The organism is Thalassobaculum sp., assembly GCF_040219215.1.
Taxonomy (GTDB): domain Bacteria; phylum Pseudomonadota; class Alphaproteobacteria; order Thalassobaculales; family Thalassobaculaceae; genus Thalassobaculum_A.
Genome location: NZ_JAVJSX010000017.1, coordinates 1 through 12585, shown reverse-complemented (window position 1 = coordinate 12585; position 12585 = coordinate 1). Strand labels below are relative to the sequence as shown.

13 protein-coding genes are annotated in these 12585 nt (G+C 65.4%); 5 read left to right on the top strand and 8 right to left on the bottom strand.

Translation table 11 applies throughout. The features are described 5' to 3' along the window. Positions 1-241 (top strand): hypothetical protein (locus RIC54_RS13685; RefSeq protein ID WP_350151109.1); only part of this gene is annotated, 241 nt, incomplete at its 5' end. 60 nt (positions 242-301) lie between these two features. Beyond that, positions 302-1054: a hypothetical protein gene (locus RIC54_RS13680; RefSeq protein ID WP_350097554.1), complete on the top strand. Its 753-nt coding sequence runs from the start codon at positions 302-304 to the stop codon at positions 1052-1054. A 193-nt stretch (positions 1055-1247) separates the two neighbouring features. Here the strand turns inward: RIC54_RS13680 and RIC54_RS13675 are convergent, their stop codons facing one another. After that, positions 1248-2123: an FkbM family methyltransferase gene (locus tag RIC54_RS13675; RefSeq protein WP_350097556.1), complete on the bottom strand. Its 876-nt coding sequence runs from the start codon at positions 2121-2123 to the stop codon at positions 1248-1250. Further along, positions 2120-2755: a CGNR zinc finger domain-containing protein gene (locus tag RIC54_RS13670; protein WP_350097558.1), complete on the bottom strand. Its 636-nt coding sequence runs from the start codon at positions 2753-2755 to the stop codon at positions 2120-2122. Before RIC54_RS13670 ends, RIC54_RS13675 begins: the two co-directional genes overlap by 4 nt. Before the next feature lie 126 nt (positions 2756-2881). Here RIC54_RS13670 and RIC54_RS13665 point away from each other — a divergent pair, with 126 nt between their 5' ends. Then, a complete protein-coding gene (locus tag RIC54_RS13665) occupies positions 2882-3259 on the top strand; it encodes a VOC family protein (protein ID WP_350097560.1) in 378 nt (125 codons plus the stop codon). A gap of 31 nt (positions 3260-3290) precedes the next feature. Here the strand turns inward: RIC54_RS13665 and RIC54_RS13660 are convergent, their stop codons facing one another. The 4 genes from RIC54_RS13660 to RIC54_RS13645 form a co-directional block, all read right to left on the bottom strand. Then, on the bottom strand, positions 3291-4847 hold the full coding sequence (locus RIC54_RS13660) for a DHA2 family efflux MFS transporter permease subunit (RefSeq protein WP_350097562.1): 1557 nt from the start codon (positions 4845-4847) through the stop codon (positions 3291-3293). Between the two features lie 7 nt (positions 4848-4854). Beyond that, a complete protein-coding gene (locus RIC54_RS13655) occupies positions 4855-6039 on the bottom strand; it encodes an HlyD family secretion protein (protein ID WP_350097564.1) in 1185 nt (394 codons plus the stop codon). Positions 6040-6110: 71 nt separating this feature from the next. Then, positions 6111-6518 (bottom strand): MerR family DNA-binding protein, encoded by a 408-nt coding sequence (locus RIC54_RS13650; protein WP_350097566.1) that lies wholly within the window; start codon positions 6516-6518, stop codon positions 6111-6113. Beyond that, the gene (locus RIC54_RS13645) at positions 6511-8919 is read right to left on the bottom strand and encodes a heavy metal translocating P-type ATPase (RefSeq protein ID WP_350097568.1); all 2409 of its coding nucleotides are present in this window, start codon (positions 8917-8919) and stop codon (positions 6511-6513) included. The genes RIC54_RS13650 and RIC54_RS13645 overlap by 8 nt, the downstream gene beginning before the upstream one ends. Positions 8920-9123: 204 nt before the next feature. Here RIC54_RS13645 and RIC54_RS13640 point away from each other — a divergent pair, with 204 nt between their 5' ends. Continuing rightward, the gene (locus RIC54_RS13640) at positions 9124-10170 is read left to right on the top strand and encodes a hypothetical protein (RefSeq protein WP_350097570.1); all 1047 of its coding nucleotides are present in this window, start codon (positions 9124-9126) and stop codon (positions 10168-10170) included. Between the two features lie 27 nt (positions 10171-10197). Here the strand turns inward: RIC54_RS13640 and RIC54_RS13635 are convergent, their stop codons facing one another. Together RIC54_RS13635 and RIC54_RS13630 are read right to left on the bottom strand one after the other, a co-directional pair. Next, entirely contained in the window at positions 10198-10851 is a 654-nt protein-coding gene (locus RIC54_RS13635) for a rhomboid family intramembrane serine protease (protein WP_350097572.1), read from the bottom strand. A gap of 43 nt (positions 10852-10894) precedes the next feature. Beyond that, positions 10895-11395, bottom strand: coding sequence for an acyloxyacyl hydrolase (locus tag RIC54_RS13630; RefSeq protein WP_350097574.1), 501 nt, complete (start codon positions 11393-11395; stop codon positions 10895-10897). 210 nt (positions 11396-11605) lie between these two features. Here RIC54_RS13630 and fliG point away from each other — a divergent pair. After that, positions 11606-12585 (top strand): flagellar motor switch protein FliG (gene fliG, locus RIC54_RS13625; RefSeq protein WP_350097576.1); only part of this gene is annotated, 980 nt, incomplete at its 3' end.

Sequence of the window (12585 nt, the reverse complement as noted above, 5' to 3'; positions counted from 1 at the left end):
CGACTATGCTTTGCTGGGCCGCGAAGATGCCGAACTCGCCACCACCACGGTGATCGACGAACGCACGGCAAACGGCCTCAAGAAGGGCACGCTGGTTCTGTTCGATACGTCGATGCGAGAAGAGCTTCCGTCAGGACGGCTCATCGTGCGGGAGCGTGGTTCGCTGACCGTTTCGACGAAAGTCTTCGGTAAGCAAGTCGAGTCAGTGGTCGGAAGGGTTGTATTTCTACTTTCTCCATAGTGGCCAGACTGGCACGGTTCGGGTCAGACTAAGCCCCCCGATGTTTGGAGAATAGGAATCATGCAAGTGATTTGGGAGGTGAGTCAACACGATATCGAACGATTGCGAGAGTTCGTTCAAGCTCATCAACAGAACCCTTTCGTAATGGCTCGTATTGGACGAAATCTCGCTGTTCAGAAGAGAGCTGTAGGTCGGGCTGAGTTCTGGGAGCAGATGGTTGGAATGAGACTAACGTCTGTTCAACGCTCTGGTCCCGGCAGCCACGTAGTTCGATTTCTCCGAACAAGGCCGTTTCCAATTTCATATGACTCTCTTCAACAACACGCTGACGTCGAAGCCTTTATGAAGGTCACGCTTGCCCAGCACCGAGGAATACGGTTCACGACCAAGATACCCAGCGATTTGCATAAGAATTATCGGTGCTTAGAAGACGGTGAGTGGGCAGTCCTTCTACCAACAATCAACTGCCTAACGGTGCCTGAAGGCAGAGATGTCGAGAGAAATGTAGCTCGCTATCTGCAAGACAAGCTGAGTGGTTTCGGGCCAAAGCAGGCAAGAAACCTCCTCCAAGCTCTGGGTCTCACACGGTATGAAATCCCTATCGATAGCCGGATAACAAAGTGGTTCTCGGAGTTCGGCTTTCCCATGAAACTCAGCTCTGCTCCGCTTTCTGATCCCGGCTACTACGAGTTTGTCCTTGATGGAATCCAGGCACTCTGTGAAGCGGCAGAACTGATGCCTTGTGTGGTCGATGCCGCCATATTCGCTTCATATGACGGCGATGGGTGGACGGCGGATAATGTCGTCTACTGAACGCTGGCATCCCCACTATCGCAAACGCAAATCCGGTACAAAACCAGGGTACAACTGGACAAAACCGACGGCAGCAGGCACTCTAAGGACAAACTGGAAAGCAACGTATTTTCAGCAAGTTACCGGCTCATCCGAGCAACGATGAAATGGTGATCTCACGATTCCCGCCGGGGACGCCATCACTCACCACGCGCTACCCACCGCTCGGCAGGTGCTTGCCCCACAGGCGGTCGAAGTCAGTCATGCTCTGGATCGGCCAGACGCCTTTGACATTGCCGATCCAGTCGGGGACGGCGCCGGCGAAGCCGATCACGTGGACATGGAAGGTGTGGCAGTGGCGATCCGATGGGTCGAAGCGCGGATGGGCGGGATCGATCGGCCGGAAGAAGGCGACGAAGCAGGCCGGGCAGAGGGCCTGCACTTCCGCCAGGATCTCCGGCACCAGGGCGCGGCGGTCGGCCTCGGCGGAAATCACCAGACGGTCGTGCGCCAACCCGCGCATGCCCCGGAGCACTGCCGCTTCCATGCCCTCGGCGTCGATCTTCACCAGGCGTGGCCGCGGTGCGCGGGTGGCCAGGAAGGCATCCAGGCGAACGGTCGGGCAGGGCACCCGTCGCGGCGACTGGCGGTCGGGATCCAGGCCGAAGCCGCCATAGTTGCCGGGGCGCCGCAGGTCGATCTCGTCGATGTCGACCATTCCGGCCCGGTCGGCGACGGCAAGCGGGTAGAGCGATACGTTGCCATGAGAGAAGGTGTTGGCTGATGCCAGCCGGAAGCACTGTGGCTGCGGCTCGAACCCGATGACCGTCGGCCGCGCCGCGCTGACGGCCAGCGCCCTGGCGACGACGCCGATGTTGCTGCCGACGTCGACAACGGCATCGCCGGGCCCTGCCAGGCGGCTGTAGAGGTCGATCTCGGCGGCCGCGTATTCGCCGAACCGGCGCAGCGCCGCCGAGACCCCCTGATCGTTGGTGAAGCCATGCATCGGGCCCCAGCGGGTGCTCAGGCGCTCGATCAGTGCCGGGGCGTCCGGACGGTCGGCTTCGTTCGGCATGTTGTCCTCGGTCATCCCTCAGCTTGGCGGCGCTTGGCGTAATGCCGGTGCGCCTTGGCGCGGTTTCCGCATTGGCTCATCGAGCACCAGCGCCGGTTGGCGCTCTTGCTGTCGTCCAGGAACAGCCAGCCGCAGCGGTCGTTGGCGCAGCGCCGGACCCGTTCGACACGGGAGCCGGCCAGCAGGTCGCCAGCCGCCCACAACACCGGCACCAGCAGGGCGTCGACGCCGGCCAGTGGGGCGACGCGCCAAGCGAAGCGGTCGTCGATCCACTCCAACGCGCTGCGGGACGGCGTCGTGCGCAGGGCTTCGTTGAGGGCGGCGAGGTCGGCCGGGTCCGGGTCGTCGCCGCCGGCCACCGCCGCGAACGTCCCATAGATCGCCTCTCGAACCGCCATCGCCCACCCAAACACCGGCATCGCCTCGTCGGGTCGCCTGGCCCACCGCGCCCGCAGGTCGGCGACCATCGCGGGATCGATCCCGCCGGACGCGGCGCTCCAGTCCAGCAGGTCCAGCGCGGAGTGCAGCGTCTCCGTCGCGGGATCGCTGCCGCGCCAGTACCGGGTGTTGGCGAAGTCCAGGCAGAGATCGTCGCGCGGCGCTGGAAACAGCGGCCCTGGGGGCGCAGCACTGGCCGGATTAGTCATGAACCGACAGTACTAACCATCATGCTGGTTGACAAGAGATCTGCGCTTGATCGAGTATTCTAACCATCATGGTGGTTGATGTGCGCGTCGGCAGCGTGCCTTCGCGCCAGACAGGGGAGTAGTTCCATGCTTGATCATGTCTCCATCGGCGTCCGGGACATCGCGGCGACGCGCCGGTTCTACGACGCGGCCCTGGCGCCGCTCGACTATGCGTGCCTCAGCGATGGCGCGGACTCACTCGGCTACGGCAGCGGGTCGGTGGCGTTCTGGATTTCGAAGAGCCAGCGCCCGGTACCGGCCGACGATCAATCGGGCCTGCATTTCTGCTTCAAGGCGCCGAGCCGCGCCGCGGTCAACGCGTTCCACGCGGCGGCACTGGCGGCAGGCGGGCGGGACAATGGCGGGCCGGGATTACGGGCCGACTACGGGGCCAACTACTACGCCGCCTTCGCGATCGATCCGGATGGTTACCGGATCGAGGCGTACTGCGGCAGCGAGGCGTGACCGGAAATGGACTGCGACTTGGGTCGGCCGCTCAACTGCGGCCGGCCTGGCTGCGCATCAGGACCAATGTGGTGATCAGCCCGATTCCGAAGGCCGCAGTCAGCGCGGCGAAACCGTCGTGGAATGCGAGTTCGTGGGCTTTCAGGTCGACCAGTTGCCGGACGTAGGCCAGGGCCGCTCCATGCCGCTCGCCTTCCGGCACGCCGGCCGCCGCGAACCGCGCCGACAACGCTCCCAGCAGTTCCGACAGGGGGACGTTTCCGGGGGTCTGCGTTACCGCCAGGGCAGCGGAGTGTGAGGCGATCCGCCCGTCGATGATGATGGCCAGGGCGTTGACGCCGATCGCCGCCCCGGTCATCCGGATGAAGTTCAGCGTGCCGGCCGCCGACGGCACCAGTTCCCGCGGGACCGACGCCAGGGCTCCCAGGTTCAGGGCGGGCATGACGAGGCCGAGGCCGATCCGGCCGAACGCGACCAGCAGCGCCAGCGTCCAGAACCCGGTCGCGATCTCCGCCGACATCAGCCAGAAGCATGACACGCCGAACACCGACAGGCCGATCGAGATCGTCCAGATCGCGGGGACGGTCTGGGAGATCCGCCCGGCGATCGGGAACACCGCCATCGCCACCACGCCGCCCGGCAGCAGCATCAGCCCGGCCTTGGTGGCGGTGAAGCCCTGGACCGTCTGCACCATGATCGGGATCAGGAACAGCGTGCCGAACATGCCGGCACCGAAGATGAACCCGACGATCGCCGATGCCGTGTAATGCCAGACCGAGAACAGCTTGAGCTGTATCAGCGGGGCGGGATGGCTCATCTCGCGGTACAGGAAGCAGGCGAAACTGGCGGCCGAGCCGATCAGCAGCAGGAAGCAGCGATCGGCGTCCCAGCCGTCGCGCTGGCCCTCGGTGATGCCGTTCAGGAACAGGCCGATGGCTGCGGTGATCAGCGCGAAGCTGACCAGGTTGACTCCGGCCTTCCGGGCGTTCGGATCGCGCGGTGGCAGGTACACCCAGGCCAGAGCCGCCGATATCGCCATGATCGGCACCGGTGCTGAGAAGACCCACGGCCAGGCAACGGTGTCCACGACGATGCCGCCGAGCGTCGGTCCGATGGTCGGGCCGAGCACGATGCCCATGCCGAACCAGCCCATGGCCCGGCCACGCTCTTCCGGCGGATAGACCAGGAACACCGTGCTCATGGCGAGTGGCTGGATGATGCCGGCGCAGACGCCCTGGGCAACCCTGGCCAGGATCAGCCCGCCATAGGTTGGCGACAGCTGTCCGATGAAGGACGCGGCAATGAAGATCGCAACGGCTCCGAGAAAGGAAGCCCGCGGCCCGAACCGTCCAACCAGCCAGGCGTTCAGCAGCATCGAGACGGTCATCGCCGACAGGAACCCGGTCGACATCCAGTGTGCCTGATCCTGCCCGATGCCGAACGCGCCCATGATGTCCGGGATCGCGACGTTCACCATGGTCGACGACATGATCATCGAGATCATCGCGATCATGGTCGTGACGGTGACGCCGATCTTGCTGATGGCCGGCGGTTCGGCATGGGGCAGGGCGTCGGCGGCCGCGGTCACACCGGCCTCAGAACGGCCAGAATCCGGTCCGCGGCGCGTTGATGGATACTTCCACCATCATGCCCGGGCGCAGGCGCCCGTCGCGTTGCTCGACCGCCACCCGAACCTCGATGCGCTGGGTCACCTTGGTGAAGGTGCCGGATTCATTCAGGCGCGGCAGCAGGGCGTACTGGCTGTTGGCGGCATGGCCGACCCGCTCCACCCGGCCCTCGAAGGTCTCGCCGGGGTAGGCGTCGACGTGGATCGACACGGTCTGGCCGATGGCGACCCGCCCGACCTCGGTTTCGCGGATGTTGGCCTCGACCCAGATTGTGGCCGGATTGTGCAGCGACATCAGCCGCTGGCCCTTTTCGACCCGCTCTCCTGCGGACACGAAGGTTCGTCCAACGACTCCGTCGATCGGACTGACGATGGTGCGGTGCTCCAGGTCGATCCGCAGCCGTTCGCGACGCGCCGCAATCTCGGCAAGTTCCGCCTCGAGTCGGGTCCGTTCGGCCCGCTTGACCGAAACCTCCGCCAGATCGGCGTTGGCCTCGTCGATGCCGGCCTGCGCCATGGCGATCTCGGCCTTGGCACGGCTCAGCTCCTGTCGGGCCTTCAGATAGTCGGTATGCGCGCGTTCCAGGCGCGACGATGCGATCGCCCCGGTGGTCGACAGCGCCCGCGCCCGCTCATAGTCCGCTTTGGCGAACGACAGTTCATGCTCGTACAGCTCATAGCCGGCGGTCATTTCCGTGAGCTGCGACTTGGCTCGTGCGACCCGGCTTTCGGTGCGCTCGCGGATCATGACGATCTCCGCTTCGAGCCGGCTGATCTCGGCCAGAAGCGTGGCCTGCTGAGCGTCGGTCTCCTCCAGTCTCAGCAGGGCCTCCCGGTCGTCGAACCGGACAAGAACCTGCCCCTTGGCAACGGCCTGGCCGTCCGTCACCGGACGTTCGGTCGCCCGGCCATCCACCTCGCTTGCCACGGCGATCAGGTCGGCCTTGATGCGGGCGTCGGTTTCGTGGACGTACAGCACCGCGGCGCGGCCCCAATGCGCTGCGAGCGCCAGCAACCCGAGCAGCACAAGCAGAAACAGCGCCAGCCGTACCCAGCGCGCGCTCATCCGCAACCGGCGCGGCGTGGCGGCCGAAGGTACAATCCTGTCTGACAGGCTGGCCGGGTTTGCCGGCTTTGGGGACAATTCGTTCATGGCGGGCGTTTCCACCCTCAGTGTTCGCTAATTCATGCGATATGGCAATTCAATGATTGCGTGCGCCTCGATCAGTCACGGCTCGCCAGTTCGTCGAGGATCGGGCAGTCCGGTCGATGATCGCCATGGCAGGCGTCGATCAGTCGTCCGAGTTCCGCACGCAGGCTGCGGAGTTCGGCGATCTTCAGGTCGATGGCGTCGCAGTGCTGGGTGGCGAGGGACTTGACCTCCGCGCTCGATCGATCCGGGTCGCGATACAGCGACAGCAGCAGCCGGCAGTCCTCGATCGAGAACCCCAGCGAGCGGGCGCGCTTGAGGAATCGGAGCCGGTGCACGTCGCTCGGTCGGTACGCGCGGTAGCCGTTGCCGCGCCGGTCCGGGATCACCAGGCCGATCTGCTCGTAGTAGCGCAGGGTCTTGGCCGGGAGGCCGGCGGCGTCGCCGGCCTCGCCAACCGTCACAGTGGCATCGTCACGCATCGGGCTTCCATCGGGTGAGGGTGAGGGCGTTGGCGACCACGCAGGCCGAGCTCAGAGCCATGGCGGCGCCGGCGAATGCCGGCGACAGCAGGCCAAGCGAGGCCAGCGGCAGGCCGACGACGTTGTAGGCGAAGGCCCAGAACAGGTTTTGGCGGATCTTGACGCGGGTACGCGTGGCTACCGCCAGCGCGGCCGTGACCAATCGTGGGTCTGGTCGCAGCAGGACGATGCCGGCGGTGGCCAACGCGACATCGGTTCCGGATCCCATTGCGATCCCGAGGTCGGCGGAGGCCAGCGCCGGGGCGTCGTTGACGCCGTCGCCGACCATTGCGACCACCCGGCCGGCGGCGCGCAGCTGCTCGATCTCGGCTGCCTTGTCTTCGGGGCGGACCGGGGCCACAACGCGGTCTATGCCCACCTCGCCGCCGATGGCGTCGGCGACGCTGCGGACGTCGCCGGACAGCAGCCACGTCTCGATGCCGCGCGCTCGGAGTGCAGCGACCGCCGCCGCCGCGTTCGGCCGTACCGTATCGGCGACGGCAATCAGTCCGACGGTCCGGCCGTCGACCGCGACCCGGACGACGGTCCGGGCCGCTGCTTCGATGGTGTCGGCGCGCTGCGTGCTGACGGGGTCGTTGAGTTGCTCGCTGGCCATCAGGGCCGCGTTGCCGATGACGACTCGCCTGCCATCCACGGTCGCGGCAATGCCATAGCCGGGGCGGCTGTCGAACTCGGTGGCGGGTTGGATTTCCAGGCTCCGGCCGCGTGCGGCATCGACGACGGCGGCCGCGATCGGGTGCTCGCTCAGGACCTGTGCGCTGGCCGCGATTCCGAGCACCTCGTCCTCTGTCCAGCCCGTGGCCAGGGCCTCGACCAGGGCGACGCGCAGCCGACCCTCGGTCAAGGTGCCGGTCTTGTCGAACACCACCACGTCGACGGCATGGGCGCGCTCCAGTGCGGCGACATCCTTGATCAGGATACCGGACCGTGCGGCGGTTCCGGTGCCGGCGACGATCGCGGCGGGCGTTGCCAGCCCGAGGGCGCAGGGACAGGCGATGACCAGCACCGAAACGGAGGCGACCAGAGCGGGCTCCAGACCGTACCCGGCAATCAGCCAGCCACCGAAGGTGGCGACCGCCAACACCAGAACGACCGGCACGAAGACCGCCGATATCCGGTCGACCAACTGCTGGATCGGGGCCTTTCCGGCCTGGGCCTGCTCGACCAGGCGGGCGATGCGGGCCAGCGTGGTGTCGGCGCCGATGGCAGTGGCCTGGACGCGAAGGTGGCCGGTGCCGTTGATGGCGCCGGAGATGACCGTATCCGCCTCGGCGCGCTCGACCGGCAGGCTTTCACCGGTGATCAGGGATTCGTCCAGGGAGCTGCGGCCTTCGACGATGACGCCGTCGACCGGAACCCGCTCGCCCGGCCGGATCCGCACGACGTCGCCCACCCGGACCTCGGCCACGGGGCGTTCGTGCGCCTCGCCAGCCCGCTCGATCCGGGCGGTCTCCGGGCGCAGCGCCATCAACGCGCGAACCGCGTGGGTGGTGCCGCGTTTGGCCCGTGCCTCCAGTCGCTTGCCCAGCATCACGAGGGTAACGACGGCGGCCGACGCTTCGAAGTAGAGGTGGCCGGTGCCGGTTGCCAGCACGTACACCGAGTAGCCGAAGGCGGCGGTGGTGCCGAGGGCGACCAGCACGTCCATGTTGGCGGCGCGGGCTCGAAGTGCCTTGAATGCACCCAGGTAGAAACGGGCGCCGGCGATCACCTGGACCGGTCCGGCGAGGGCCAACTGGATCCACGCGGCCAGATGCCACCCCGACCCGAGGGCCATGGCGATCATCTGGACGATGAACGGTGCCGTCAGGACGATGGCGCCGATCAGGATGATGTCGTCGCGGTCCAGCCCTCCAGGGGCCTCGGGCTCCGCCATGCCGGGCTCGCCGCGGATCGATGCGCGATAGCCGGCGGCCTCCACGGCGTCGACCAATGCATCGACGGGCACCGGGCCTGCAAGGCGCAGCGTCGCGGAGTCGGTCGCCGGATTGACGTCGGCCCCGATCACGCCGGGCACGGCGCGCAGGGCGGTCGCAACCCGCCGGGCGCAGCCGGCGCAGGTCATCCCCTGCACATCCAGGATCAAGTCGGTGGACGGGACGGTGAACCCCGCGTCAATGATCGCGGCCGTCAGCGCGGCCGGATCGGTTCGGGCCGGATCGTAGGTGACCTCGGCGCTGTCGGTGGCAAAGTTCACGCCGACCGTCGTGACGCCGTCGATGGCGACCAGCGTCCGGTCAAGCCGACTGGCGCAACCGGCGCATCGCATTCCTTGAACGGGTAGACGGATCGAAGCACCGAGATCAGAGTGTGGTTCGGATCGGGCAATGACGGTCGACATGTGGCTCTCCAGTGAGGACACATCCGATATGGGGCTTCTAGTTACTGGAAGGTCAAGGTCAAAAAATATACATCAAATTACGCGGATTGCGCGATCAACTGTGTCCCATTTAGATACCGCGGGTTCACGGTCCGTTAACCCTTCCGGATGCAGAGTGCTTTTGGTGGATTGGGAGAGAGGGCGATTTGACCTGATGGAGCCGGGATGTCTGCAGTGACTGCCGAAGCGAAACCGGTAAAGGACGACCTGGACGAGGTCGACCGGGATTCCCTGCATACATTGCCATTGAGGATCGTGCCGTTGCGACTGGCGGCGTTGCGCCGTGCCCGAATGATCAAGACCTCCAAGCTGGAATCGGTGATCGAGCTGTTCAAGGACAGCTCGGCCGGGTCCGGCCTGATCGACATCAAGTCGCTGCCGGACTTTATCCAGGCTGATGAGGCGGACATCGCTGCGGATCTTGAGATCCTGCATCCGCTGGCGGATCTGAACAGCTTCGATGTGTTCTCGCTGCGCAACTCGTTGCGGGATCTGAAGATCGACGTTCGGTCCGCGACCGATCTGCAGTTGTCGCCCGCCATGGAGGGCCGGCTGACTGAGTACATGAAGTCGTTTACGCGGCCGCTGGTCACCAACGTGTTCGGCACGCCCAACGATGCCGTCGAAAGCTCCGGCCAGATCATCCACATGTTCACCAACATCGACCGCGACGTCGCGCTGCGGAACATGCGCAAGATCGCGCAGATGATGGGCATCACCATTGTCGAGATCCCGGCGTTCCTCGAAAAGTATGGCGACATCTACCTGTCGCTCTCCTACTTCCGGCGTTGCCTCGATGAGATCGTGCCCAAGTTCGACCAGTTCACCGAATGGATGGCGGAGATCAAGACGACGATCCTGCGGGACAACCGGCAACTCATGGACAAGTGCTCCTTCGTCAACGACGGATTGAACGAAGTGCTGAGCTCGGTGACCGGGCGCTTTGAATCGTTCGACCGCAACTCCCAGACGTTCTGGGAGAACATAACGATGGACAGCTTCCAGGCGTTGCACCGGCTGATCACCGCCCATCACGAGACCATCGGCGGCGTGCTGTGCGGCCTGAGCGTCAAGCTAGACTCGTGGGAGCAGAAGTTCCCGAACCACGCGGGCAGTCCGCAGAAGCGAGCCGATTTCATCCTCGGCGAGATGGCGCCGGGCCTTGACCGGTTGATGCGTCTGGAGAAGTCGGCACCCTCGACCACCATGTAACGATGCCCTGGGTTCGTCGGCCAGCGGTCACGGCGCGAGGATGCGCGGCCCGCGATTGTCCGGTCCTGCAAGCAAGGCGCCGACGATGAATCCGGCGGCATGCGCCAGGAACGCGACCGGCTCGCCCTGTTCGAAGGCAATCCCCGCCAACTGCGCTACCAGCCAGACCGCCACCACGGGCAGGACCGGGATGGCGAGGCGTCGCAGCCGGAAGCCACGGGCCGGGACGGCAATTCTGACATGACCATGCGGGTCGCGCCTGGCGACCGCGCCGATGACGCCGGCAATCGACGCGCTGGCCCCGATAATCGGAATCGACGACGTGGCCGACGCGACCGCCTCAACGGTGAGGCCGACCACACCGGCCAGCAGGAATACCAGCAGCAGGCGCCACGCGCCGGTTTGGGCTTCCGCCGGCGGGCCGGCGAACGCCAGGGCTGCCAGGTTGCCGATCAGATGCCCGAACCCGCCGTGCAGGCCCTGGGCAGTGATCAGCGTCGCAATCGGGGGTACTTCTGCGATCCCGGGTAGTGCCATGCTGAGGCCCAGCAACTGGGACGGGATCACGCCATACGCCAGCACGACATGCATGTCGTGATAGGCATCCAAGCCGGCCTGCCAGGCGAACAGCGTGCTGAGTATCAGGCCCAGCGCGATCGTGGTGATTGGGACGCGGCGCATTCAGGCACGGCGGAGCGGACGCTGGCGGCCGCCCAGGCCGGGATCACTCGCGGAACAGAGCGTCGAACGGCATGGAGTACACGACCACCAGGGACTCAACGCCGGGATTGCGTTCGCCCAATCCGGCGTTGGAGATATGAGTGAACGACAAACCCAGCCGGGAGTAGTTGTCGAACCGGTAGGCGACCTCCAGGCCGGAGCGGAATTCGACCGCGTGGCCGAGGTCCTTGCCGTCGCCGTTACCGTACAATCCAACCGCAAAATTCGGGGTGGCGACCCAGCGCTTGCCGAAGAAGATGTCGATACCGACACCGGCATAGCCGTAGGTGGCAGCATCGGTGGTTGCCGTCACACCGACGAACGGCGTGAAGAAGAACAGTTTCTGCGCCTCTGAGAAACGATATTCCAGGCGGGCTTCGCCGGCCGACTGATCGTCGAACAGGTCATAGTAACCGGCACCTATGCTGAGGAAGGCGGGTTCCTCGGCGACGGCGGGCGCCGTCGCGACGAACAGGGCGGCAAGGCCAACCAACAGTCGATGCACGGACGGGACCCTCCGATTGACGAATACCGCGATGCGAATTCGCCGGCATCATAACGGCGTGCGCCTCATCGGCAAGAGGCGGGTGCCGGGGCAGGCCGCTGCCTCCGACCGTGGATATCGGTTGCGGATAGAGCCCTGTAAGAATCGATGCGATTCGGCTATATTGCTGAGTCGAAACACCATCTCACTCGAGGATCGAGGATCCGCGCCATGGGTATGCGCGTTCGCGAGGACTACCGCAGCATCACCGGCCCCGAGAAGGCGGCCATCCTGCTGATGTCGCTGGGCGAGGAACAGGCGGCCAAGCTGTTCGGGCAGATGGACGACGAGGAGATCAAGGAGATCTCCCAGGTCATGGCCGGCCTCGGCACCGTGTCGTCCAACATCGTCGAGCGGCTGTTCGTGGAGTTCGCCGAGCAGGTGTCGTCCACCGGCTCGCTGGTTGGCTCGCTGGATTCGACCGAACGGCTGCTGACCAAGGTCCTCGGCGAGGACCGGGTCGGCGACATCATGGAGGAGATCCGTGGTCCGGCCGGCCGCACGATGTGGGACAAGCTCGCCAACGTGAACGAGCAGGTTCTGGCGAACTACCTGAAGAACGAATACCCGCAGACCGTCGCCGTCATCCTGGGCAAGATCCAGCAGGGCCACGCCGCCAAGGTGCTGGGCACCCTGCCGGAGAACTTCGCGATGGAAGTGGTCATGCGCATGCTGCGCATGGAGGCGGTCAACAAGGACATCGAGAAGGACGTGGAGCGGGTGCTGCGCACCGAGTTCATGTCGAACCTGGCGCGCACCAACCGGCGCGACAGCCACGAGATGATGGCGGAGATCTTCAACAACCTGGACCGCGCGACCGAGAGCCGGTTCCTGTCGGCGCTGGAGGAGCGCAACAAGGACGCCGCCGAGCGGATCCGCTCGCTGATGTTCACCTTCGAGGACCTGTCGCGACTGGATCCGGCGGGTGTGCAGACGCTGCTGCGGGCGGTCGACAAGGACAAGCTGGTGATTGCGCTGAAGGGCTCGTCGGAGGAACTGCGCGACCTGTTCTTCTCCAACATGTCGGAACGCGCGGCCAAGCTGATGCGCGAGGACATGCAGTCGCTCGGGCCGATCCGCCTGAAGGACGTGGAGGAGGCGCAGCAGGCGATGGTGCAGTCGGCCAAGGACCTGTCCGACCGCGGCGAGAT

What these genes read in the sequence shown, in the direction of transcription:
- RIC54_RS13650 (WP_350097566.1), bottom strand. Translation starts at nt 6,518, where the DNA reads ATGCGTGACGATGCCACTGTGACGGTTGGCGAGGCCGGCGACGCCGCC.
- RIC54_RS13645 (WP_350097568.1), bottom strand. Translation starts at nt 8,919, where the DNA reads ATGTCGACCGTCATTGCCCGATCCGAACCACACTCTGATCTCGGTGCT.
- RIC54_RS13640 (WP_350097570.1), top strand. Translation starts at nt 9,124, where the DNA reads ATGTCTGCAGTGACTGCCGAAGCGAAACCGGTAAAGGACGACCTGGAC.
- RIC54_RS13670 (WP_350097558.1), bottom strand. Translation starts at nt 2,755, where the DNA reads ATGACTAATCCGGCCAGTGCTGCGCCCCCAGGGCCGCTGTTTCCAGCG.
- RIC54_RS13665 (WP_350097560.1), top strand. Translation starts at nt 2,882, where the DNA reads ATGCTTGATCATGTCTCCATCGGCGTCCGGGACATCGCGGCGACGCGC.
- RIC54_RS13655 (WP_350097564.1), bottom strand. Translation starts at nt 6,039, where the DNA reads ATGAACGAATTGTCCCCAAAGCCGGCAAACCCGGCCAGCCTGTCAGAC.
- RIC54_RS13635 (WP_350097572.1), bottom strand. Translation starts at nt 10,851, where the DNA reads ATGCGCCGCGTCCCAATCACCACGATCGCGCTGGGCCTGATACTCAGC.
- RIC54_RS13680 (WP_350097554.1), top strand. Translation starts at nt 302, where the DNA reads ATGCAAGTGATTTGGGAGGTGAGTCAACACGATATCGAACGATTGCGA.
- RIC54_RS13675 (WP_350097556.1), bottom strand. Translation starts at nt 2,123, where the DNA reads ATGACCGAGGACAACATGCCGAACGAAGCCGACCGTCCGGACGCCCCG.